This is a genomic window from Rossellomorea aquimaris TF-12 (genome assembly GCF_001648555.1).
GTDB lineage: Bacteria > Bacillota > Bacilli > Bacillales > Bacillaceae_B > Rossellomorea > Rossellomorea aquimaris.
On record NZ_LQXM01000029.1, the window covers coordinates 624,745 to 648,570 of the forward strand.

Below are 23,826 nucleotides of genomic sequence, written 5' to 3' on the forward strand. Positions count from 1 at the left end.
GTACTAGGTACTAATAGTAGTATATAATCTAAAAAAGCAGATTGCAAGAAATAATCTTACAATCTGCCTATCTAGTCTAGCTTTTCACCCTCTAAAACACCTGACGATGATAAATACGTACGTAAAGGTTTAAATTCTGAATCACTCCAGAACTGCTTTGAATTTATTAGAAAATTCGCGTCGTCTCTAGCCACCTCTAAAGCACGGTAATCATGAACCATATCTGCAACTTTAAACTCAGGAAGTCCACTCTGCTTCTTCCCAAAGAAATCTCCAGGTCCTCTTAATTCGAGATCTTTTTCACTTAAAACAAATCCATCGTTCGTTTCAGTCATGATTTTCATTCGTTCTTTCCCAACCTCTGTTTTAGGTTCTGCCAACAGGATACAATAGGATTGGTCCTCTCCTCGACCAACTCTTCCTCTTAATTGATGGAGTTGAGATAACCCAAATCGCTCTGCATCGTAAATTAACATAAATGTAGCATTCGGTACATTAACTCCTACTTCCACCACTGTAGTTGACACTAATACTTGAAGCTGATTGGAACTGAAATTCCTCATCACTTCATCCTTTTCGTCTGGATGTAATCTTCCATGCATTAAGCCTACATCATAACGCCCTTCAAAATAGTGCAAAAGTTGATTATAAACATCGATGGCGTTTTGCACATCTAATTTATCAGACTCTTCAATCAATGGACAAATGACATACGCTTGTCTTCCCTTATCAAGTTCTTTGTCCATAAATGTCAGTACCCTGGATAACATATCCGCCTTCGCCCAGTAAGTCTCAATTGGTTTCCTTCCAGCGGGCATTTGATCGATAATACTTACATCCATTTCACCAAACACAGTTATGGCTAATGTACGGGGAATCGGAGTTGCTGTCATAAATAATACATCGGGACTTTCTCCTTTTTCTCTAAGAACACGACGCTGATTCACACCAAAACGATGTTGTTCATCTGTTACAACAAGTCCTAATTGCTTAAACTGGACGTCATCTTGAATAAGTGCATGAGTCCCGATAAGAATATCTATGTCTCCATCTCTTAACTTCTCCAAAAGAAGTGCACGTTTTTTTCCTTTTACAGAGCTGGTAAGCAAAGCAACAGACAACCCTGAAGGAGAGAGTAATTCACTTAATGAATTTGCATGCTGTTCAGCAAGTATTTCAGTAGGCACCATCAGTGCTCCTTGGAACCCAGCAGTTACACTGGAATAAAGGGCAATGGCAGCTACCACTGTTTTCCCTGAACCAACATCCCCCTGCAATAAACGATTCATTCGATAAGGTGATTTCATATCAGCTGATATTTCATTTATCACTCTTTTTTGAGCATCTGTTAGGGGAAAAGGTAAAGAGTGAATAAACTCCTTTATTTTCTCTAAGTCATAATGTTGTTGAATACCTGAAGTGTGCTCTCTTTCAAATTTTCTTAATGCCTGCATTTTTAATTGAAATAATAAAAACTCTTCATATACAAATCTTCTTCTAGCCTGCTTCATATCCTCAGTGGAATCTGGAAAGTGCAAGTGATATAAAGCATCTCGTCGATGAGATAATTTATATTTTTCTAATAATACAGAAGGTAAATTCTCTTGAATAACATCAGGATAATCATTAAAAGCCTTCTTTATAAACTTTCTCAAGGTGTTATTGGTTACCGATCCCTTTAGTGAATAGACAGGTTCAAAATCCCCCTGCTTCCCATGGGGACCTCCCTGGAAGTGCTGTACGGTTACAATTTGACGATTCTTATCCCATTTCCCCGTTACAGTAACTGTATCATGAAGATTAATTTTCTTTTTCAAATATGGTTGATTAAAAAAAACAGCTTGAATCAAATATCGACCAACTAATAGCCTCAGGGTTAAACGAGATTTTTTCCGTCCATAGTACATAAGGGCAGGTTCAGAATGAACTTTCCCTTCAACTGTAACCCTTTCATCGTGAGCAACTTCTTCCAAGTCCCTTAATCTGTAATCATCATATCGGTATGGAACATATTCTAACAAATCCAGAACCGAATGAATTCCCATTGCATTCATCTGTAATGCCGTTTCCTCACCAACACCCTTGATATTCTGGATCGTTAGCTCTTCGTTAGGAGTTTTCACGTTTATTCAGGGAAACCCCAAAGATTTTTGCTTCTAATTCTCTACCAGTAGGAGTTGCCGCTAATCCACCTTGAGCCGTCTCTCTTAAAGCAACAGGCATCGTTTGACCAATTTTATACATAGCATCAATGACTTCATCACAAGGAATTCGACTTGTTATTCCAGCAAGGGCCATATCAGCAGCTACCATAGCGTTAGCAGCCCCCATTGCATTTCTTTTTACACACGGAACTTCTACTAATCCTGCAACAGGATCACAAACAAGGCCAAGCATATTCTTTAACGTGATAGCCATTGCTTCTGCAGATTGACTTGGCGTTCCTCCTGCCATTTCCACAATGGCAGCTGCTGCCATTCCACTCGCAGAGCCAACCTCCGCTTGGCACCCACCTGCTGCTCCTGAAATTGAAGCATTATTTGCCACAACAAATCCAAATGCCCCAGAAGTAAATAAGAAACGAATCATTTCGTCTTTTGATGGATTCAACTTATTTTTAACTGCAAATAAAGTCCCAGGTACAACTCCTGCAGACCCAGCCGTTGGTGTTGCACAAATTGTCCCCATGGCTGCGTTGACTTCATTCGTGGCAACTGCCTTACTAACCGCATCTAAAATAGTATCACCACAAAGAGATTTTCCTTTTTCAATATATTTTTGCAAAAGTACAGCGTCGCCGCCTGTTAATCCCGAATGAGATTTTACTCCTTCTAAACCTCTAGCTACCGCTTGTTCCATTACCTCAAGATTTTTTTCCATTTGACCATAAACCTGTTCAAATGTTTTACCTGTAAATTCTATTTCCTGTTCGATCATTATGTCTGATATTTTTTTATTTTGACTTTCTGCCAGTTCGATTAATTCTGCAACATTTCTAAACAATGTATAGCCTCCTTACTGAATTTAATGTAAACGTTATCATAATAGAAATTGTTCAATCAGAAATTCGTGTAACTTGAGTAATATTAGAAAGAGACGTTAATTCTTCAATAACCAAGTCGTCAATTGGTTGATCCACCTCAATGGTCATCAATGCCATTTGTCCCTTCTCTTTACGGGATACATCCATATGCCCAATATTTAATTGATGTTTGGCAAGAATATTAGATACTGAAGCAATCGCTCCGAATCGATCATCATGCACTACCAGAATAGCCGGGTGATGGCCAGAAAGCTTAAGCTCAAATCCATTCAGTTCGATAATTTCAACCTTTCCTCCACCGATAGAAATCCCCACTAATTCTATTTCTCCATCATCGTCACCCATTTGAATACGAGCCGTATTGGGGTGATCGGTAATAGCCTCTTCCTCATTAAACCTAATCTTTATTCCTTTTTCTTTTGCTAAATCAATCGAATGAATAATTCGTTCATCATATGTATCATAATCGAGAATACCGCCTACTATCGCAACATCTGTCCCATGACCTTTATAAGTTTTGGCAAATGATCCATAAAAAGAAATGGTTGCCCACTTAGGTTCCCTACGAAAAAGATTTCTTGCTACTCTACCAATTCTTGCAGCTCCAGCCGTATGTGAACTAGATGGTCCAATCATGATGGGGCCAATAATGTCAAATACACTTTTATATTTCATCCACTTTCTCCCCCTAACCTAACATTCAATTTATATTTTCATTCTAACATAATTGAAGGGGACAAACTCAAATGAGCTGCCCCCTTCTCTTATCTTTTATTCAATTGAGAATATATAGGAGTAAAGTGGTTGTTTACCATTATGAACTTCCACTTCTAAATCTTCATATTGCTCTTCTATATAATCTCTTAATGAACTTACATCTTCCTCTGAAACGTCTTCACCGTAGAGAATCGTTAAGATTTCTGCATCTTCATCCAGCATTTTTTCTAAAAGGGTTTTCGCTGTTTGTTGTCGATCGTTTTCAGCAACAACAATCTTCCCTTCAGAAATACCCATAAAATCATCTTTGGAAATCGAAATTCCGTCGATGCTAGTGTTTCTAACAGCATATGTAACTTGACCTGTTTTCACATACTGAGATGCTTCACTCATTAATTCTTTATTTTCTGATACAGATGCAGTTGGGTTAAACGCAAGTAAAGCTGCCATACCCTGTGGAACCGTTTTGGTTGGAACAACAGCTACTTCACTTTGAAGAACTTCCGCTGCTTGTTCAGCTGCCATGATGATGTTCTTATTATTTGGCATAATAATTACTTTCTTGGCATTTACTTCTTCAACGGCTTTTACGATGTCTTCAGTGCTAGGGTTCATTGTTTGACCGCCTTCAATGACAGCAGTCGCTCCAATGCTCTTAAATAATTCTGCAATCCCTTCACCCATGGCAACGGTAACAATTGCAAAATCAACTTCTTGTTTTACTGCAGGAGCCTCTGCCTTAACCTGAGTTTGTTCTCCCACAATATTGCTATGTTGTTGTCTCATGTTTTCGATTTTAATATTAATTAAGCTTCCATATTTGTGTCCATAGGTTAAGACGTCTCCAGGTTGTTCAGAGTGAATATGAACTTTAGCTAGTTCTTCATCACTAATGACTAATAGAGAATCACCAAACTGACTTAGGTCCTGACGAAAGTTTTCTTCATCAAACGCTTGTTTGTCTTGTTCGAATCTCACCATAAATTCTGTACAATAACCAAACTCAATATCTTCTGTACTCATAAAATCCTGAGCTGCCTTATGATGCTCTGCGCTTACTAAGTCATTCATAGAAGGCAGGGATGCTTGGTTAGAAACCTTTTCTCCCTTTAGTTCAGCTAAAAATCCTTCATAAACAAATAATAGCCCTTGACCACCACTATCCACTACACCAACTTCCTTTAAAACAGGTAGTAAATCTGGTGTGCGATTTAATGAAGCCTGCGCCTCATCTACAATGGCTTGCATTACTTTAACGAAGTCACTCTCTTTTTCAGCAGTAGCAACACCCTTTTTAGCGGCATCCTTTGCAACGGTTAAAATTGTTCCTTCAACAGGTTTCATTACAGCTTTATAAGCTGTTTCAACACCGGTTTGTAAAGCTTGAGCGAATTCAACACTTGTTAAAGAGCTTTTTCCCTCAATTGCTTTTCCGAATCCTCTAAACAACTGGGACAAGATAACACCAGAGTTCCCTCTCGCACCCATCAATAACCCCTTTGAAAGGGCGGCAGACACATTTCCAATATGATCTTGGATGTTGTTCTGAACCTCTTTCGCTCCAGAAGTCATTGATAAATTCATATTTGTTCCAGTATCACCATCAGGAACAGGAAAGACGTTTAATGCATCAACGAGTTGCGCATTAGCTGATAGCTGGGTAGCACCTTGAATAACCATCTCTGCAAAACGTTTTCCCTCCAAAGATGTAATCGACACGAATCTTCCTCCTCACTACGGGTTCGTCACACGAACCCCCTGCACAAAAATATTTACTGAATCTACCGCCAAGCCGACGGTCTTGTCAAGGGTATATTTAACCTTGGATTGTACGTTATGAGCAATCTCAGAAATTTTTGTACCATAGCTCACAATAATATACATATCAATATGTACTTCTTCTTCATCTTGACGAACAATCACTCCACGAGTGAAATTTTCTTTGCGTAAGATATCTGTAAATCCGTCTTTAATTTGGTTCTTTGAAGCCATTCCAACAATTCCGTAGCAATCCACCGCTGCACCTCCAGCAATCATTGCAATGACATCATTTGTAATATCAATTTGTCCGTACTGCGTTTTTAATTCGATGGACATGGAATGTTCTCCCCCTTTAATTACATGCTTGGCTAAAAACATTTTACTATAAGTATCCTCTTTTTGAAAGCTAAAGTATTATCTCTGTGTGATTTGTTTGATATATATTTCATTTTTCCCTTATATTCGTACATTAATCATTTGATGTTTTGAATATGTAGAATGAAAAAAGACGCCTAGTAACTAGACGTCTCCTCATATTAAGTATTATACGCGTTCTACTTTACCAGATTTCAACGCTCTTGCAGAAACCCATACTTTCTTAGGTTTTCCGTCTACAAGAATACGAACTTTTTGCAGGTTTGCACCCCAAGTACGCTTGTTCGCATTCATTGCGTGAGAGCGAGCGTTACCTGAGCTAGCTTTACGGCCTGTTACTACGCATTGTTTTGCCATAATATATTCCCTCCTCACTAACAAGAAGCTGAAGTTAATTTCAGTTCTACATTCACTTTTATCATAAAGATACTTTAATAATTTATCACACAACTTTCTATATTGCAATACTACAATTAAAACCTTTCAAGAAAAATTACTTTACAGGCAGAAAAGGCGAAGGAGGTTTTCTCAGAATACAATCGAAGTAGTACTTGTTCTTATTTTGGCTTAAAAATATATAAAGGTGACCCCATTTTGTTAGAGTACTGCCTATCTATTCACAAGGATTGTTGCTATTTCAGAGTAGAATGTAGTAGTTGATTTTCCTACTGGGTACCCGCTTTCTCCGGGGCTGTCGGTGAGCCTCGGGCAGTTCAACAAAAAAGAAGGTGACACCATGGTCACCTTCATCAACTGTTTATTCTTTCTTGAACGTACCTAACATTGCCCTTACAAGCCCACCTAAGAATTTTGGTAATTTAATTGTATAAAAGCGCATTAATAGTCCCTCCCCACAATCTAAAGAACGTAATGTTTCACTTGACAACAATTTAGTGTATTCAAGTGGATTCAGTTAAGTACTGTCTTCTTTTTATTCGGTTAAGAAGCTTCATCGCTACTTCTTATCACCATTAATATGCCATTTGTAAAAGAAAAAGTACCAGATGATTGTATAAGTTCATTACTAATACATAGTGCTGAACCTCTTAAAATATTCCGTTTTTTTAGTGGGTATTTAAATCCTTCTAAACTTAATTCCTTTACACAGTCGGTTATTGGAATAAAAGAAATATATTTTAGATCATTCATCTTTTCAACAGTATGCTCTCCAGATTCTGTAATGTACAAGCGGTTTTGTGTATCAATTAGCTCAACTTTTATTTTAGAATCTAACAGTCGAGGCTGCATTAATAATTGGATATTACCCATAAAGTGATCGAGGCGACCACCTGTCGCTCCGAATATTTTGATCGATTGAGGTTTTTGATTGATTGCCCAATTTAAAGCAAGTTCAAGATCAGTTTCATCTTTTTCAGGTTGATATGTTTTGACATCTTCAACATTTTGTTGAATGGTCTTCCATTGTTCTTCTGTAACAGAGTCAAAATCTCCAAAGGCTATACTAGCTTCAATTCCATGTTCTAATAATGTAAAGACTCCCCTGTCAACACCTATCCACTTCACTTCATTTGAATGGTACGAATGCAAATCAGGAAAATATCTTGATGGCCCACCTGCCACAATATTCAATTCCATCTGAACTACTTCCTTTCTATGAAAAACAGACTGACCTATATGATTAGATCAGTCTACTTTCTTAATATATGGCATTTTTAAGTTCAGCTATGGCTTCTCCCCGGTCACTGCGGTTATAGATGGCTGAGCCTGCAACAAAAACATCTGCTCCTGCCTCTGCACATAAGGCTAGCGTTTCAGGGTTAATTCCTCCGTCTACTTCGATTTCTAGGGTTGGATTAACTTCTTGTGCCCAAGTGCGAATTTGTTTGATTTTAGGTACTACTGAAGGAATGAAAGATTGACCGCCAAAACCAGGATTCACTGTCATGAGTAGTACCATGTCTACATCTTGTAAAATGGTTTTAATGGATTCAGCAGGAGTGGCAGGATTTAATACGACGCCTGCCTTCACTCCTTGATTCTTAATTAATTGGATGGTTCTATGTAAATGAGGACATGTTTCCACATGAACCGTAATGTAATCTGCACCTGCATCAGCAAATGCTTCAATATACTGATCTGGATTTTCAATCATCAAGTGAACATCAAGTGGTAAAGTCGTTAATGGTCGAATAGCTTTCACAACCATTGGCCCCATCGTAATATTTGGAACAAAGTGACCGTCCATGACATCGATATGGATGTAGTCAGCTCCACCCTTTTCTACGTCCTTGATTTCATTACCTAGCTCTGCGAAATTTGCAGATAATATGGAAGGTGCGATTTTCATACTAATACCTCGGCTTTCTGTCTTTAATTTCATTATGAAATGTTAAATAATGGTCATATCGATAGGAAGGGATTCCTCCGGCTTCGACTGCTTTTTTCACAGCACATTTTGGCTCATTGATATGAAGGCAGCCTCTAAATTTACAATGATCAGCAACTTCCACCATTTCTGGAAAACACATTGGAAGCTCTTCTATTTCCAGTTCAGAAAATTCAAGTGAGCTAAACCCAGGTGTATCAGCTACCAAACCATTTTCTATATCAATTAGTTCTACATGTCTTGTGGTATGTTTTCCTCGTCCTAAATGGGAGGAAATCATGGCTGTTTTTAAATCAAGCTCAGGTTTTAAAGCATTTAATAAGGACGACTTCCCCACTCCAGACTGACCGGCAAAAACAGAGATTTTGTCTTTTAAGTAAGGGCTTAGTTCGTCGACTCCATTTTCTGTTTTGGAAGATGTGAGTAGAACCTCATAACCGAAAGATCGATAATCCTCAACATATTTTTTGATGGCCAGTACTTTTTCTTCACTTAATAAATCCTTTTTCGTGATGCAAATAAGTGGATCGATTTCCTTGCTTTCAACTAATACTAAAAATCGATCTAATAGTGCCGGACTAAAATCCGGTTCACTTGCAGAAAAAACTAAAATAGCTTGATCAACGTTTGCAATGGGTGGTCTCACCAATTCATTTTTTCTATCAAAAACCTTTAAAAGGTAGCCTTCTGTTTGATTTTCTGCTTGAAATTCTACAAAGTCTCCCACCAAAGGAGTGATCTTATCCTTGCGAAATGTACCTCTGCCTCGACATTGGGTGATACTTCCATTTGAAAGCACATAATAAAACCCGCTTAACGCTTTGATTATCTTTCCTTTCGCCATTCGAAACCTCCTTTTTATGATAACAACGTTTATTTAAACTTTTGCCTTTGTATGCACTTTACTTCCTATTATAAACGAAAATAAGAGGACTGTCCCGTACGGTTTAGTATAACCTGGGTACAGCCCTTCTTATTGATTTATTCTTCATCTTTAGGATATTCTACAGTGCCTTTTTCATACTCTTCACCATCAACTAGAATTAGATATTTAGCTTCTTTTCCTTCTTCAATTGTAAAGGTTAAGGTAAAGGTTTCTTCATTATAAATACCTTTAAGTTCGTCACTGTCTTCGATACTTCTATCTTTATCTTGGATATAAATATCAACCATTTGGGGATTTCCATCTTCCCTCTCGTAAGGAATCTTTATATCTAACGTTTTTTCTTTGGTCGGAATAGGTCCCTTAGAAATCACCACTTTTACGGTATCCCCTACTTTAATAAAGGTACCCTCTGCCGGTTCTTGAGAAATAACAAGTCCCTTATCAATTTCTTCAGAGTATTCTTCCCCTTCTTCTGTTATCGTAATTCCATTTGAAAGAGCATATGCTTCACGGTTTGTTTTATTGAACCCTGATAAGTCCCCTAGTTCAAAGGAAGAGGGACCTTTGCTGACAGTAAACGTAATCGTTGTTTCACTAGGAACCACTTCATCACCAGGAGAGACGTCTTGGTCGATAATGACACCTTCAGCGTATTCATTGCTTTCTTCTTCTTCTTTCTTTACCGTAAACCCTTGTTCCTCTAACTCAGGAGCCACTTCATCGAAGGTCATTTCAACAAAGTCTTCTACAGTGCTTTTTTCTTTCCCAGTACTCACATACAGATTGATGGAAGAACCTTCTTTTGCCATCCGTCCGGCAACAGGGCTTGTTTTAATTACTTCACCTTCAGGTACTGTTTCATCTGATTGCTCTTTCGTTTCACCAACCACGAATCCCTCGGATACGATGATAGAAACAGCTTCTTCAGATGTTTCACCAACTACATTTGGAACTTTTATCTCTTTAGGTCCAAGTAATTCAGGAACGACTGTAACGGCTGCGACGCCTAACAGAATAAGTAAGAAAAATAGGCTAATAATAAGGATTGGCCATTTCTTTTTGCTTTCTTTTTTAGGTTTGTTATTTTTCGTTTCTTTCCCTTTAGAGACAGGAATATTTGGTTTAGTTTGTACGGAATCTGAATTCCCTTGATGATGGACGATGGTGTCATCTAAGTTTGAAAAAGACTTTTCGTTTGTAATGACAGGGATCGCTTTCGTTGCTTCATCATCTATAGGTACAGCAAACTTTGGCTCATTCAATCGTTCCGGATCCAAGGCAGAATTTAGATCTTCATCCATTTCCTCTAAACTATCATATCTTCTAAAAGGATCTTTTGCTGTTGCTTTCAGTACTATATTCTCAACACTTTGAGGGATGGAAGGGTTCCACCTTTTCAAAGAGGGCGTTTCAGATTGCAAATGTTTTAAGGCAATCGAAACGGCCGATTCTCCAGAGAAAGGAAGCCTTCCCGTTAATAACTCAAACATCACAATCCCTAATGAATAAATATCAGACTTCTTAGTTGCCATCCCACCTCTCGCTTGTTCAGGTGAAAGATAGTGAACCGAACCTAGTACAGAGTTTGTCTGAGTAATAGAGGTTGCTGTTAGTGCCATGGCTATCCCAAAGTCAGTAATTTTCACATTTTCATGTTCATCTACTAATATATTATGTGGCTTAATATCCCGATGCACAATATGGTTTTGATGAGCATGAGATAAAGCAAAAGTAAGTTGCTTCATAATATCGATTGCTTTGTCTACATTAACCGGGGAATGTTGTTGTATGTATTGCTTCAATGTCATTCCATTGACATATTCCATGACGATATAATAGAGGTCATCTTCTTCTCCTACGTCATATATACTTACTATGTTTGGATGAGCTAAGCTAGTTGCAGATTGAGCTTCTCTTTGAAACCTTTTAATAAACTCTTCTTCATTAGCAAAGTCCATGCGGAGCATTTTAATGGCTACTTCACGATCTAAAATCATATCGTGAGCTAGATACACATTGGCCATTCCGCCTCCACCAATTAACTTAATAATTTTGTAACGCCCACTGATGCGCTTTCCATTCATCATGTTATCACCCGCTTTCCGTTTCAGCGGCATACTCAACGATCACTACGGTAATATTATCCTCACCGCCATATTCATTTGCCAAATGAACAAGCTTCTCTCCTTTTTGTTGAAGAGAATGGTTTTCCACTAAAATTTCTTTCATTTCTTTTTCAGATACTTTATTTGAAAGGCCGTCGGAACAAAGTAACAAAACGTCATCATCTTCAAACATAATAGTTTTAATATCCATTGAAATAGTAGGTTCCGTTCCAATCGCTCTTAAGATTACATTTTTTCTTGGATGATGCTCAGCGTCTTCTTTGGAGATCTCACCGCTCCTTACTAATTCATTCACCAATGTATGGTCTTCTGTTAACTGATGAAAGCCATTTTCGTTAAGGATATAACCTCTACTGTCTCCAATATTCACAATGGTTGCAAATAATGATGTACAAACGGCTCCAACAAGAGTCGTTCCCATCCCCTCACATTCAGAGTTGGATTGTGAATAAGTATATACTTCTTTATTTACTTCGTTAATGGTCGTTTTTAACCAATTTTCAGCTTCATCAGCTGTATGAAACTTTGCAGTATTTTCCCAAAGTTCCTTTACTATTTTTATGGTTAATTGACTAGCAACATCTCCAGCTCGATGACCGCCCATTCCATCAGCAACAACAGCTAAATGATCCCCGTGTTGATTTACAAATACTCCTGCACTGTCTTCATTCAGTTGACGCACTTTCCCTTTGTCCGAATAATAAACTGTTTTCACAATGGTCACCTTCTCTCTTCTTCAAACTCACTTGTCTTAATTCTATAATAGCCATAGAATCTAGACCTTTTTGACAAGTAAATAAGTCTTACACAGGTCGTTAATAGTTGATATCAAAGTGCTCCCGTAGCTTAGACCTCATTTTTTGATATGGTCCTTACTACATTTACGACTTTCATTGGGGATTTTCCTGCAATAAATTTACACTCCTACACAACATCTTTCGAGCGACTAGTTATTTTTTCTTAAAACATGCGATATAAAACCCGTCTCCTCCAAAATCCTGAGGGAAAATTTGTAAAGAGTTTTGATTAATAAAAGGCGTGATGGATTCTGGCAGCCCTTCTAATGGACATGTTTCAAATTCGGGATGATCACTTATAAAGGCAGAAACAGTTCCTTCATTTTCATTTTGGTCAACCGTACAGGTGCTATAAACCAATAGTCCATCTTTTTTTAACAATGGGGCAACTGCCGAAAGGATTTCCAATTGAATTTTCTGTAAAGAATTGAGATCTGACTCTCTTTTAGAGTATTTAATATCAGGTTTTCTTCTTAGGACACCTAATCCAGAACAAGGAGCATCTACTAAAATGCGATCGAAGCTTTCTTTCTCGAAAAGTTCTCCAGCCTTTCTACTATCAAGGGCGTATGTTTGAATATTTGAAAGGTCTAGTCTTTTGGCATTTTCATCGATTAATTTGACTTTATGCTTATGTAGATCTAATGCATGAACTTCACCTGTACCACTAAGCTTTTCACCAATGTGAGTCGTTTTCCCACCTGGAGCTGCACATGCGTCTAATACTTTCATGTCATGGTTTAATTGTAAGGCATATGAGACTAGCATGGAGCTTTCATCCTGTATGGATAATTGTCCGCTTTCATATGCTTTTGTTTTGGCTAAATTCCCTCGTAGTGATTGTATTGCTTCTGGTACTATAGGACTCTCTTTCACTTCAGTACCATCTTCAAGCAACGATTGAACTAGTTCTTCCCTAGACACTTTTGTACGATTTACTCTAGCCGTTTGTTTAGGAGCAATTAAATTGGTTTCGCACATTTCTCTTGTTTTTTCAAGACCAAATTGGTCTACCCACCTTTTTACGAGCCAATAGGGGTGACTCGTTTCAATGGAAACACGTTCTACTGGATCTTGTATACTTTCTAAGGATGGAAGACCCTTTCTTTGAACGGATCTTAACACTCCATTGACTAATCCGGATATACCTTTATGACCTCTTTTTTTAGCAATTTCAACCGCTTCATAAAAGACCGCCCGGTCAGGTATTCTATCTAAATATACAAGCTGATAAAGGGATAAACGCAATAAATGACGAACCCAATCATCCAATTTCCCTTTAATAAAAGGAGCTAAATAAAAGTCTAACGTCAGCTTTCGTTGAATGGTCCCATATGTTAGTTCCGTTAAAAGACCGATATCTTTCTTTGGCAGTTCATTTTTTTCAATCACATGATTTAATAATAAATTACTATACGATTGATTTTTCTCTACAGCTTCAATAACTTCCAATGCAGCTTCTCGAACACTTTTATTTCGTTTACTCATTTTCCTCTCCTAACACGTCGCCTACTTCCAGGTGAGAACCCGCTCCACGTAAATAGTCAACAGCACTCATTCTTTTTTTTCCTGAAGGCTGTATATCAGTTATTTTGATACCAACAGAGTTCCCTGTGGAAACGATAAAACCATCTTCCTCTATCCCGATGATTTCACCTGGAACTGAAGTGGATTTCCCTTCTACCTTTTCTCCCCACCAAACTTTCATAACCGAGCCATCTAATGTTGTATATGCAACCGGCCAAGGATGCAATCCCCTTATATGGTTGTAAATTTCTTCTCCAGGCTTTGTCCAATTAATAACCTCTTGCTCTCGCTTAATATTTCTCGCAAAAGTGGCTTTTGTATCATCTTGCTTTACGGGTTGTGTTTCCCCAGCTAAAAGCTTCGGTAATGTTTCAATGAGAAGTTTTGCTCCTGCTATACTTAATTTATCATGCAATGTTCCTACATGATCTCGTTCTTCTATGTCTACTTCTACTTGACTAATAATGTCTCCTGCATCAAGCTTCTCAACCATATACATAATGGTAATACCCGTCTTAGGTTTTCCTTGCAATATGGAATAATGAATTGGAGCTCCGCCTCTAAGTTCAGGGAGTAAAGAAGCATGAACATTTATACAACCAAATGTAGGAGCTTCTAATAATTCATTAGGTAAAATTTGACCAAACGCTGCTGTTACAATTAGATCAGGATTTAATGAAAGAACTTTATTTAATTCTTCTTCGTTTTTAATCTTCTCTGGCTGATATACTGGAATACCATGCTTTAAAGCTTCTACTTTTACAGGAGGTGGGGTTAGTACTCTTTTCCTGCCCACGGGGCGATCAGGTTGTGTTACAACCGCAATCACATCATACTTTTCTTCTAATAATGCTTGTAAAACAGGAACAGAAAAGTCTGGTGTTCCCATAAAGATTACTTTCGTCATTAAGCTTCATACCCTTCTAGTTCTTCTTCAGAAATTAACTTATCTACTTTGGATGTAAACAAAATCCCATGAAGGTGATCAATTTCATGTTGTATCGCTCTAGCTAGAAAATCATTAGCATGCAATTCAATTGACCTTCCTTTTCGATCATTGGTTCGAACCTTTATCGAATACGGGCGTGTAACCTCCCCATATAAGCCCGGAAAACTTAAGCATCCTTCCAGATCTTTTTGAGATCCTTCAAACGACAAAATTTCGGGATTAATCAGTTCAATTGTACCTGTTTCATCGCCAATATCGACAATGGCGACCTGTAGATCCACACCCACTTGAGGTGCAGCAAGTCCTACTCCATCTGCTTCAATCATCGTGTCATACATATTTTCTAATAATTTTTTTAATTTTTTATCATATGCCGAGACCTTTTCACATTCTTTTTCTAAGATTGGATTAGGGTGCATTACAATAGGAAGAATCGCCATTTTTCTCCTCCGTCTTTCATTCATAATATAGTTACATCATCATATAAGGGTTTACATCAATTGAAATTGTTAACCCTTTAGAAGCGTATTGCTGCTGGTATTGATCCAATAAGGTTTTTAAAGTTGCCGTTAAATTTGGTTCCCGCTTGTATTTTATCAAACATTGATACCGATATCTATTCTTTATCCGAGGAATAGGGGAAGCAACCGGACCAAGTATGATGGTGGCTTCAGACATTCTTGAGCGAATGAAAGACGACATTTTTTCAGCTATGTCCACTACCTTCATGAGATCTTCATGGCTAAGTGTAACCAAAGTAATGAAGTAAAAAGGTGGATAAGAACCCATTTTTCTCATCACCATTTCCTGTTGATAAAATCGGTTATAATCATGTAATGATGCGAGTTCGATGGAGTAATGTTCAGGAGTGTAGGTTTGTACCACAACTTCTCCAGGCAGTTGGTGTCTACCAGCTCTCCCACTCACTTGGGTTAATAGCTGAAAGGTTTTCTCAGCCGCCCTAAAGTCAGGTAAATGCAACATTGTATCTGCGCTTAACACACCTACCAAAGTGATATTCGGAAAGTCCAACCCTTTTGCAATCATCTGTGTACCAAGAAGTATATCTGCCTTCCCTTCTCCAAAAGCCGTTAAGAGCTTCTCATGGGAGCCTTTACGGGTTGTTGTATCTACGTCCATACGAATAACTCTAGCACTAGGCAAAAGTTTATTGATTTCTTCTTCCACCTTCTGTGTTCCCGTTCCAAAATAACGGATGTGCTCGCTTAAACATTCAGGGCATGTATTTGGAACACCCTCTTCATAACCACAATAGTGACATTTCATGCCATCAGAAAATCGGTGATAAGTTAGGGATATATCACAATTGGGACATTGAAGAACAAAGCCACAATCTCTACACATAATAAATGAAGAATGTCCTCTTCTATTTAAGAATAGTACCGTCTGTTCCCCTTTTTCTATTCGTTCCTGTAACTTTTCAAAAAGCTCTTTGGAAAACATTGAACGATTACCTTTTCGTAATTCTTCTCTCATGTCGACAATTGACACAGATGGAAGATCTCCATTATTCATTCGCTTATCCAACGTCAGAAGTTCATACACTCCCTTTGCTGCTCTTGCAAAGGATTCTAAAGAAGGGGTAGCACTACCCAAGATGATTGGACACTGGTGATATTGCCCACGGTAAATAGCCACATCCCTTGCATGGTATCTTGGATTTTCCTCCTGTTTGTAGCTCGTCTCATGTTCTTCATCAATTATGATAATACCAAGGTTTTCAAATGGAGCATAAACGGCTGAACGAGCACCAACGACGACTTTGACTTCTTTTCGTTGAATCTTTCTCCATTCATCATATTTCTCACCAACGGATAATCCACTATGTAGAACGGCTACGTCATTTCCAAACCTACCTTTAAAACGGTGAACCATTTGAGGGGTTAAAGAAATTTCAGGAACCAATACAATGGCTTCTTTCCCTTCTTTTAATACACGTTGAATAGATTGTAAGTATATTTCTGTCTTTCCACTCCCCGTTACACCGTAAAGGAGGAAGGTTTTATGTTCTTTCTCATCAATCGTCTTCAAAACTGGCGTAATGGCTTCTGATTGTTGAGGTGTTAAGGTGAGTGGTGACGTTTTCTGAAACGTTCTGTTTAGGAAAGGGTCTCGATACATTTCCTCATTCTTCTCAAGGAACAAACCTTTTTTAACCAGTGATTTAATGGTGGAAGAAGTAGCACCAGTAGCTTCAATGAGTTCAGTTACTGCCATTCCTTTCTCATCTTCAGTTGATTGACTCATATATTGTAATAGCTCTTTTTGCTTAGAAGCTTGTGGAGGAAGATCTTCAATCATTTGGTGTAATTGGCTTCCAGAAAAGTTCAAATATACTTTACGTACAGTTTTCTTTTTCCCTTTTGCTTTAACCTTATATAAAACCTCTACAGTACCATTTTTAACTTCTTTATGAATAAGAGGAAGGAAGCCGCTCTCTTCTATTACCTTCCAAGATACTTCTCTACTTTTATGAAAAAAACGTTGAAGAGATAAAGGAAGCTCCTCAGGTTTCTTCTGATTTTCTAAGGAAAAGAACTTTTCATATTTAGCTTTCATGGCTGCTGGAAGCATGGATTGAAAAGCAGAGATTTTAAAGCAAAGAGTTTTTTCTGTTAACCAATCCCCTAAAGCCAGAAGTTCTCCATTCAGCACAGGTACCAAATCCATTGGTTCTACAATTGGTTTCAGCTTTGAAACTTCGCCTTTTGCTTTCAATTCAGTCACAAACCCTTGTACTTTTCTTGGTCCAAATGGTACAACCACTCTCATTCCTGGAACGATATTTCCTTTCCATTCATTTGGAATTGTATAATCAAACGTCCGATCGGTTTGCATAGAAGGAACATCTACTATGACACTAGCTACGTTCATCTTGATTAGCTCTCTTCATTTGGTTAATAGCTTCCTTGAAAATCTCTTTTGAAACCTCTACTTTAGGAAGTACGGGTAAGTTAATGGAACCATCCTTCGTCACAATTAGAACTCGGTTGGTATCAGTACCAAAACCAGATCCCTCTTCTTTTACATTATTTGAAACAATCATGTCTGCTCTCTTTTTTTCAAGCTTGGCTTTTGCATATTCCTCAACATTTGTTGTTTCAGCCGCGAAACCAATGAGATATTGATGTTCTTTCAGTTCACCAAGGCTCATAAGAATATCCTTTGTTCGCTCAAATTCAATAACAAGGTTGCCATCTTTTTTCTTTAATTTATTTTCAAATACTTCAATCGGTCGATAATCTGCCACTGCTGCACTTTTTACTACGATGTCAGCTTCCTTGAACACGGAATGAACTTGTTGGTACATTTCCTCTGCACTATTCACTGATATAAATTCGACTCCAGTTGGTATAGTTTCATGGGATGGACCGGATATTAACGTGACGTGTGCTCCCAATTCTGATGCTGCTTCTGCAAGAGCAAACCCCATTTTCCCCGTAGATCGATTAGAGAAAAAACGAACAGGGTCTACCATTTCGCGTGTGGGTCCTGCAGTAATAACAACTTTCTTTCCTTTTAAAAGAGTTTCAATATTTGTCTTCTTGCTAAAGTGAAGGTCAAGGAGCTGGATGATTCTTTCGGGTTCTTCCAATCGCCCTTTCCCAACATAACCACACGCTAAATAACCTTCACTTGGTTCAACAAAGCGATAGCCAAAATCAAAAAGAGTGTTGATATTCTTTTTCACAGCTGGATGGTCATACATATGTACATTCATGGCTGGAGCAATCCAAACAGTAGCTGTTGACGCCATGATAGTTGTGGAAATCATATCATCGGCGATTCCATTTGCCAGCTTTCCAATCATATTAGCCGTAGCCGGTGCAACTAGAACTAAATCCGCCCAGTCAGCTAAATCAATATGAGCAATTTTTGAAGAATCTTTTTCATCAAATGTATCCCAATACACATCTTGTCGAGATAACGCTTGAAATGTAAGTGGAGTGACAAATTTTTGAGCTGATTCAGTCATCATAACCTTTACTTCAGCTCCACTTTGAACGAGCTTGCTTGTTAATGCAGCTGCTTTATAAACAGCTATTCCTCCTGAAACGCATAAAAGAATTTTCTTCCCTCTAACCATTCTTGTTTCCCCCATTACTCATTCTCATTCATCTTCCTTTATTATGAAGGATTTTCAATTAAAAAGAAAATAGGGTTGTCTCGAAAAGATAAAATCATCTTTCTGAGTCAACCCTGATTTTTGAACTAATGATTTCACTTGCGTTTATTCATCAGAATAAACAGCTTTTGCATCTCTTTCTTTCATTGATAATTGACCAGCATGAATTTCTTCAAGAGCCTTTCCTACGAACTTATGAGACGTGTACTTATTCAAACGGTAATCTCCAGTGTCTTGTAGGTTTCTAGCACGCTTGGCTGCAATACTTACTAAAGAATATTTAGAGTCAATCTTTTTCATTAAGGAATCAATGGATGGGTTTAACATTTATTCGACCTCCAGCATTTTTAGGTATCGTTGTTGAACTCTTTCTCTTTTACAATGTTCTGCTTGAACAATGGACTTAATTTTATTCACTGCATTTTGGATTTGATCATTTTCAACAATATAGTCGTAAAGATCCATCATTTCAATTTCTTTTTTTGCAGTGTTCATTCTACCTTGTATTAAATCATCCGTTTCTGTCCCTCTAGTGACAAGACGATTTTGAAGCTCTGAAAGACTAGGTGGAGCGAGGAAGATAAATAATCCTTCAGGGAATTTATCTCTCACCTGTTGTGCACCTTGTACTTCAATTTCAAGGAAGACATCTCTACCAGACTCAAGAGTTTCTCGAACATAGTCTACGGGAGTACCGTAATAGTTTCCAACAAACTCAGCGTACTCTAATAGTTTCCCTTGCTGTATAAGTTCTTCAAACTCTTCTCTTGATTTAAAGAAGTAATCGACACTATCCACTTCTCCTTCCCGAGGTTTACGAGTAGTCATGGAGATGGAGTATTCAAACTTTGTATCTTCTTGTGAAAAAATCGCCTTACGAACTGTTCCTTTCCCTACACCAGAAGGTCCGGAAAGCACGATGAGCAACCCTTTTTCTTTCATTTATTTACCCTGCCCTTCTTCAACTATATCCTCTTTATCCGTTAAACGATGAGCAACGGTTTCAGGTTGTACAGCAGAAAGAATCACATGATCGCTATCGGTAATGATGACCGCTCTTGTTCTTCTTCCATATGTAGCATCAACTAGTGTTCCTCGATCTCTTGCATCTTGAATCAAGCGTTTGATGGGTGCTGATTCAGGACTAACAATTGAAATAATTCGATTTGCAGAAACAATATTACCAAATCCAATATTGATGAGCTTAATAGACATAACGCTCCTCCTAATCAATAGTTTAGTTTCGCCGGAAATGCATGAAACTAAACTTCTTATTCTACATTTTGCACTTGTTCTCTAAGTTTTTCTAACGTTGACTTTAATTCCACTACAATCGTCGCAATGATGGAATCATTTGCTTTTGAACCAATGGTATTCACTTCTCGATTCATTTCTTGAATCATAAAATCTAGCTTTCTACCCATTGGATCTTCAATGGATAATGTAGAATAAAAATAGTGAATATGACTCTCTAACCGAGTTAGTTCTTCTGTAATATCTGATTTATCAGCAAAAATTGCAACCTCCGTCAGAAGTCGTGTCTCATCAAATGAAGCATCTTGAAACTCAATAATCTTTTTTTTCAATTTTTCTCGATATTGATTAACAACTTCAGGAGCATGCAAAGTCAATTCAGTTATTTTTTTTTCAAAATGATGGAGATGGGTGAAAAAGTCCTTTTTAAGGAGCTCTCCTTCTTTCATCCGCATTTGCCTCAGGTCGAAAGCAGCCTGTTCAACTGCCTTTAATACTATGAAATCAAGCTCTTTATTTTCTTCTTCTGTCTCTTCCACCGTTACAAACTCTTCTTTATTCAGTAAATCCGACAATGTAATATCATCTTGTAAAGAGTAGGTTTCTTTCACTTTATTTACTAACTGATAATAATCTTGAATGAGCTTCCAGTCAATATGAAGATTTCTATGTACTAAGCCTTCACCAGTTATTGAGATAAATATATCCACTTTACCACGCTTTACAAATTCAGAAACCTGTTTTTTTATTTTATCCTCAAGTTTCATTAACTGTCTAGGCATTCTTATGTAACATTCACTAAACCTGTGGTTAACAGATTTCATTTCGACCGTTATTGTATGTTGTTCAGATTCCACTTTACTTCTTCCAAAGCCTGTCATACTGACAACCATTACGATCACATCCTATCTCTATATATGATGGTTTTCGTATGTTAATCAACTGTTTCATTTTGAAACTTTTCTTTATATAAAAAAGGCAATAGAGAACTTCACTCTATTACCTTATGGATTATACCACATTTATCTATTTTTTTCTTGCAAAAAATGACCCTGCCAATAAAAACGTTGGAATCGAACTTAATCCAATAATGATCAACCAATCTTTAAATGCAATAGAGACTGTATGGAAGATAGGTTGTAGTGAAGGAATATAGATAACTAATAGCATCAGGACTAAAGATGATAATACTGCCCACACCAAATACATATTACCAAAAGGATTTCTAGCCAATATGGAGATTTCACTTCGACAGTCAAATACATGGATTAATTGGGCCATAACAAGTGTAGCAAAAGCAACAGTTTGAGCATACGCTAAGTGATCCGGATGTGTTTTATAGGCCAGTAAAAATGCTAATAAAGTCACTCCGCCAATTAGAAATCCTCTAGATACCACTTTCCATCCTAAGCCTCTAGCAAAGACCCCTTCTTTCGGGTGCCTAGGTTTTCTCTTCATCACATCACCCTCAGGCTTATCAAGTCCGAGTGCCATAGCTGGTAGACCGTCTGTCACAAGGTTTACCCAAAGAATTTGAATGGGTACCAACGGGAGGGGTAGAGCTAATATCATGGCAAATAACATAACAAGAATTTCTCCAACATTTGATGCCAATAGATACCTAATAAATTTTCGAATATTTTCATAGATGTTTCTTCCTTCATGAATGGCTGATTTAATTGTCGCAAAATTATCATCTAGTAGTACTAAGGAGGATGACTCTTTTGCAACGTCTGTCCCGGTAATGCCCATGGCTACACCGATATCAGCTGATTTTATTGCAGGAGCATCATTTACTCCATCACCAGTCATAGCTACGACATGCCCTTTATTTTGTAATGCTTTTACAATTTTTAATTTATGCTCAGGTGATACACGGGCAAATACCGACACCTCTTCTACTACCTCTTCCAGTTCATGAACATCCATGAGGTTTAATTGTTTTCCATCTAATACCCGATCTTTACTTTTTAATATACCTAGTTGTTTTCCAATTGCTTGCGCAGTTAACATATGATCTCCTGTTATCATGACCGTCTTGATTCCTGCCGCTCTACATTCTTTCACAGCTTGTTTCACTTCTGGTCTAGGTGGATCAATCATTCCCTGCAGACCAATAAAGGTTACCCCTTCTTCGACGTCTTTTTCAGTAAGTGATTCATACGCTCTCTTATTGATTGGTTTATAGGCTATAGCTATATTACGCAATGCGTTGGACGACATTAATCTTATTGCATCTTCTATTCCATTAAATAATTCTCTGTTCTTATATTGTAATTTCCCATCCCAAAGAATGGATTCACTTTTTTCAATCAATACGTCTGGAGCACCTTTTGTAATGGAAAAATATTTTCCATTTTGGTCCCGAACAATCACACTCATCATTTTTCTTGTAGAATCAAAAGGGAATTCCTTAACAACGTTAAATTTTTCAAGTAAGGTTGTACGATTTAATCCTGCTTTTAAGGCAGCAACAAGGAGAGCTCCTTCGGTAGGGTCCCCATCCACTACAAAACGATTCTCACGATTGACCAGATCAGCATGGTTACAAAGCATTCCAAAAGTTAATAATTGCTTTAAAGCATTTTCATTATTCGGAGACACTCTATTTTCACCATTATAGAACTGGCCCTCAGGTTCATAACCTGTACCCGTAACGGTCCAAGTTCTGCCACCACTCCATAAATGGGTAACGGTCATTTTATTTTGTGTTAATGTACCGGTTTTGTCTGAACAAATAACAGATGCACATCCTAAGGTTTCTACTGCTGGCAGCTTTCTTACAATCGCTTTCTTCTTGATCATCCGTTGGACCCCAAGAGAAAGGGCGACGGTTACAATAGCAGGAAGACCTTCAGGGATAGCAGCTACAGCAAGCGATACACCTGCCAGGAACATTGTATACATATCATGTCCTTGAACGACGCCAATCCCTACTACCAAAGCCGTTAAAACTAGCGCTACTGTGATAAGGATCTTCCCCAGTTCTTCAAGTCTCCGTTGAAGAGGTGTAGTCATTACTTCTGCCTTTTGAATCATATCGGCAATTTGACCCATTGCCGTTTTCATACCAATGGAAGTTACCACACCAACTCCTGTACCCCTGGTTACCATTGTTCCCATGAATGCCATATTTTCTAAATCACCAAGGCTCATATTCTCCCCATATAAAACATCCGTTCTCTTTGCAACCGGGACTGACTCTCCTGTCAATGCTGATTCTTCAATTTCTAAGTTATTTGCTTCAATGAGTCTTATATCAGCACCAATACGATCCCCGCTTCCGAATCGAGTAATGTCTCCAATAATAACCTCTTTTGTAGCGATTTTCACCCAAGCTCCGTCCCTCAATACAGATACTTGAGGAGCGGAAAGTTCTTTTAGTGCCTGTAAGGATTTTTCTGCTTTTCTTTCTTGAAAAAAACCCAAGAAGCCATTAATGAACACAATTGCAATGATGGCAATGGCATCTATATATTCTCCTAGCAATCCTGAAATGAGTGTGGCTGCCAATAACACAAGTACCATAAAGTCTTTAAATTGACTGAAAAATAATAATAAAGCTGATTGCTTCTCAGCTTCTTCTAATTGGTTATAACCAACTTCTTTCCTTCTTTTTCCTACATCATCTGATGATAGTCCTTGTTGGTAATTCGTATTCAACGACTGTTCGATGTCCTCCTGTCTCATCTCATGAAATTTCATGCAACCACTTCACTCTCCTCCTACGATACGAAAAGTTGTCCCTCTCATAGCATTCTTATTCAGACTCGTCCTAAAAAATGATATGATTTAAGTATGTTTTGTTTTTAAGATTGTGGAAGACTATTGATTAATCTTAAAAAATTCTTAATTAAAATCGATGAAAGCTCAATATTAATTGAAATTGTATAAAGT

Annotated in this window: 22 protein-coding genes; all 22 read right to left on the bottom strand. The window is 37.8% G+C overall.

What is annotated here, in order from left to right:
* Positions 1-71: 71 nt before the first annotated feature.
* The gene (recG, locus tag IQI_RS16660) at positions 72-2,123 is read right to left on the bottom strand and encodes an ATP-dependent DNA helicase RecG (protein ID WP_064093747.1); all 2,052 of its coding nucleotides are present in this window, start codon (positions 2,121-2,123) and stop codon (positions 72-74) included.
* On the bottom strand, positions 2,110-3,003 hold the full coding sequence (gene sdaAA, locus IQI_RS16665; protein ID WP_064093748.1) for an L-serine ammonia-lyase, iron-sulfur-dependent, subunit alpha: 894 nt from the start codon (positions 3,001-3,003) through the stop codon (positions 2,110-2,112). Before sdaAA ends, recG begins: the two co-directional genes overlap by 14 nt.
* A 52-nt stretch (positions 3,004-3,055) precedes the next feature.
* On the bottom strand, positions 3,056-3,718 hold the full coding sequence (gene sdaAB / locus IQI_RS16670) for an L-serine ammonia-lyase, iron-sulfur-dependent subunit beta (protein WP_064093749.1): 663 nt from the start codon (positions 3,716-3,718) through the stop codon (positions 3,056-3,058).
* A gap of 96 nt (positions 3,719-3,814) precedes the next feature.
* Positions 3,815-5,479 (bottom strand): DAK2 domain-containing protein, encoded by a 1,665-nt coding sequence (locus IQI_RS16675; protein WP_064093750.1) that lies wholly within the window; start codon positions 5,477-5,479, stop codon positions 3,815-3,817.
* A 15-nt stretch (positions 5,480-5,494) separates the two neighbouring features.
* The gene (locus IQI_RS16680) at positions 5,495-5,857 is read right to left on the bottom strand and encodes an Asp23/Gls24 family envelope stress response protein (protein WP_034755738.1); all 363 of its coding nucleotides are present in this window, start codon (positions 5,855-5,857) and stop codon (positions 5,495-5,497) included.
* 207 nt (positions 5,858-6,064) lie between these two features.
* Positions 6,065-6,253, bottom strand: a complete 189-nt coding sequence (rpmB, locus tag IQI_RS16685; protein ID WP_034755741.1) for a 50S ribosomal protein L28 — start codon at positions 6,251-6,253, stop codon at positions 6,065-6,067.
* Positions 6,254-6,653: 400 nt separating this feature from the next.
* Entirely contained in the window at positions 6,654-6,734 is an 81-nt protein-coding gene (gene spoVM, locus IQI_RS16690; protein ID WP_032088878.1) for a stage V sporulation protein SpoVM, read from the bottom strand.
* Between the two features lie 101 nt (positions 6,735-6,835).
* Positions 6,836-7,492, bottom strand: a complete 657-nt coding sequence (locus IQI_RS16695; RefSeq protein WP_064093751.1) for a thiamine diphosphokinase — start codon at positions 7,490-7,492, stop codon at positions 6,836-6,838.
* Positions 7,493-7,553: 61 nt separating this feature from the next.
* Positions 7,554-8,204, bottom strand: coding sequence for a ribulose-phosphate 3-epimerase (gene rpe, locus IQI_RS16700; protein ID WP_064093752.1), 651 nt, complete (start codon positions 8,202-8,204; stop codon positions 7,554-7,556).
* Position 8,205: 1 nt separating this feature from the next.
* Positions 8,206-9,087, bottom strand: coding sequence for a ribosome small subunit-dependent GTPase A (rsgA, locus tag IQI_RS16705; protein WP_064093753.1), 882 nt, complete (start codon positions 9,085-9,087; stop codon positions 8,206-8,208).
* 137 nt (positions 9,088-9,224) lie between these two features.
* Complete coding sequence (gene pknB / locus IQI_RS16710) at positions 9,225-11,213, bottom strand: Stk1 family PASTA domain-containing Ser/Thr kinase (protein ID WP_408007725.1); 1,989 nt, start codon at positions 11,211-11,213, stop codon at positions 9,225-9,227.
* Between the two features lie 7 nt (positions 11,214-11,220).
* Complete coding sequence (locus tag IQI_RS16715; RefSeq protein WP_064093755.1) at positions 11,221-11,970, bottom strand: Stp1/IreP family PP2C-type Ser/Thr phosphatase; 750 nt, start codon at positions 11,968-11,970, stop codon at positions 11,221-11,223.
* 235 nt (positions 11,971-12,205) lie between these two features.
* A complete protein-coding gene (gene rsmB, locus IQI_RS16720; RefSeq protein WP_064093756.1) occupies positions 12,206-13,540 on the bottom strand; it encodes a 16S rRNA (cytosine(967)-C(5))-methyltransferase RsmB in 1,335 nt (444 codons plus the stop codon).
* A complete protein-coding gene (gene fmt / locus IQI_RS16725) occupies positions 13,533-14,486 on the bottom strand; it encodes a methionyl-tRNA formyltransferase (RefSeq protein WP_064093757.1) in 954 nt (317 codons plus the stop codon). The genes rsmB and fmt overlap by 8 nt, the downstream gene beginning before the upstream one ends.
* Complete coding sequence (def, locus tag IQI_RS16730) at positions 14,486-14,968, bottom strand: peptide deformylase (RefSeq protein ID WP_064093758.1); 483 nt, start codon at positions 14,966-14,968, stop codon at positions 14,486-14,488. Before def ends, fmt begins: the two co-directional genes overlap by 1 nt.
* A 31-nt stretch (positions 14,969-14,999) precedes the next feature.
* A complete protein-coding gene (gene priA, locus IQI_RS16735; RefSeq protein ID WP_064093759.1) occupies positions 15,000-17,423 on the bottom strand; it encodes a primosomal protein N' in 2,424 nt (807 codons plus the stop codon).
* Positions 17,410-18,636, bottom strand: coding sequence for a bifunctional phosphopantothenoylcysteine decarboxylase/phosphopantothenate--cysteine ligase CoaBC (gene coaBC / locus IQI_RS16740; RefSeq protein WP_064093760.1), 1,227 nt, complete (start codon positions 18,634-18,636; stop codon positions 17,410-17,412). The genes priA and coaBC overlap by 14 nt, the downstream gene beginning before the upstream one ends.
* Before the next feature lie 144 nt (positions 18,637-18,780).
* Positions 18,781-19,002 (bottom strand): DNA-directed RNA polymerase subunit omega, encoded by a 222-nt coding sequence (gene rpoZ, locus IQI_RS16745; RefSeq protein WP_064093761.1) that lies wholly within the window; start codon positions 19,000-19,002, stop codon positions 18,781-18,783.
* Positions 19,003-19,617: a guanylate kinase gene (gmk, locus tag IQI_RS16750; protein WP_064093762.1), complete on the bottom strand. Its 615-nt coding sequence runs from the start codon at positions 19,615-19,617 to the stop codon at positions 19,003-19,005.
* The gene (gene remA, locus IQI_RS16755; protein ID WP_044337446.1) at positions 19,618-19,890 is read right to left on the bottom strand and encodes an extracellular matrix/biofilm regulator RemA; all 273 of its coding nucleotides are present in this window, start codon (positions 19,888-19,890) and stop codon (positions 19,618-19,620) included.
* A 56-nt stretch (positions 19,891-19,946) separates the two neighbouring features.
* Positions 19,947-20,822 carry a YicC/YloC family endoribonuclease gene (locus IQI_RS16760; RefSeq protein ID WP_064093763.1) on the bottom strand — a complete coding sequence of 292 codons (876 nt, stop codon included), beginning with the start codon at positions 20,820-20,822 and terminating at the stop codon, positions 19,947-19,949.
* Between the two features lie 133 nt (positions 20,823-20,955).
* Positions 20,956-23,634 (bottom strand): cation-translocating P-type ATPase, encoded by a 2,679-nt coding sequence (locus tag IQI_RS16765; protein ID WP_064093764.1) that lies wholly within the window; start codon positions 23,632-23,634, stop codon positions 20,956-20,958.
* Between the last annotated feature and the right edge of the window lie 192 nt (positions 23,635-23,826).

Bases quoted from the DNA above. Each gene is read 5' to 3' on its own strand.
- gmk (WP_064093762.1), bottom strand. From the start codon at position 19,617: ATGAAAGAAAAAGGGTTGCTCATCGTGCTTTCCGGACCTTCTGGTGTA.
- rpmB (WP_034755741.1), bottom strand. From the start codon at position 6,253: ATGGCAAAACAATGCGTAGTAACAGGCCGTAAAGCTAGCTCAGGTAAC.
- pknB (WP_408007725.1), bottom strand. From the start codon at position 11,213: ATGAATGGAAAGCGCATCAGTGGGCGTTACAAAATTATTAAGTTAATT.
- rpe (WP_064093752.1), bottom strand. From the start codon at position 8,204: ATGAAAATCGCACCTTCCATATTATCTGCAAATTTCGCAGAGCTAGGT.
- IQI_RS16765 (WP_064093764.1), bottom strand. From the start codon at position 23,634: ATGAAATTTCATGAGATGAGACAGGAGGACATCGAACAGTCGTTGAAT.
- remA (WP_044337446.1), bottom strand. From the start codon at position 19,890: ATGTCTATTAAGCTCATCAATATTGGATTTGGTAATATTGTTTCTGCA.
- rpoZ (WP_064093761.1), bottom strand. From the start codon at position 19,002: ATGTTAAACCCATCCATTGATTCCTTAATGAAAAAGATTGACTCTAAA.
- rsmB (WP_064093756.1), bottom strand. From the start codon at position 13,540: ATGAGTAAACGAAATAAAAGTGTTCGAGAAGCTGCATTGGAAGTTATT.
- sdaAB (WP_064093749.1), bottom strand. From the start codon at position 3,718: ATGAAATATAAAAGTGTATTTGACATTATTGGCCCCATCATGATTGGA.
- def (WP_064093758.1), bottom strand. From the start codon at position 14,968: ATGGCGATTCTTCCTATTGTAATGCACCCTAATCCAATCTTAGAAAAA.
- IQI_RS16695 (WP_064093751.1), bottom strand. From the start codon at position 7,492: ATGGAATTGAATATTGTGGCAGGTGGGCCATCAAGATATTTTCCTGAT.
- IQI_RS16680 (WP_034755738.1), bottom strand. From the start codon at position 5,857: ATGTCCATCGAATTAAAAACGCAGTACGGACAAATTGATATTACAAAT.
- IQI_RS16760 (WP_064093763.1), bottom strand. From the start codon at position 20,822: ATGGTTGTCAGTATGACAGGCTTTGGAAGAAGTAAAGTGGAATCTGAA.
- coaBC (WP_064093760.1), bottom strand. From the start codon at position 18,636: ATGGTTAGAGGGAAGAAAATTCTTTTATGCGTTTCAGGAGGAATAGCT.
- fmt (WP_064093757.1), bottom strand. From the start codon at position 14,486: ATGACGAAAGTAATCTTTATGGGAACACCAGACTTTTCTGTTCCTGTT.
- rsgA (WP_064093753.1), bottom strand. From the start codon at position 9,087: ATGGCGAAAGGAAAGATAATCAAAGCGTTAAGCGGGTTTTATTATGTG.
- priA (WP_064093759.1), bottom strand. From the start codon at position 17,423: ATGAACGTAGCTAGTGTCATAGTAGATGTTCCTTCTATGCAAACCGAT.
- spoVM (WP_032088878.1), bottom strand. From the start codon at position 6,734: ATGCGCTTTTATACAATTAAATTACCAAAATTCTTAGGTGGGCTTGTA.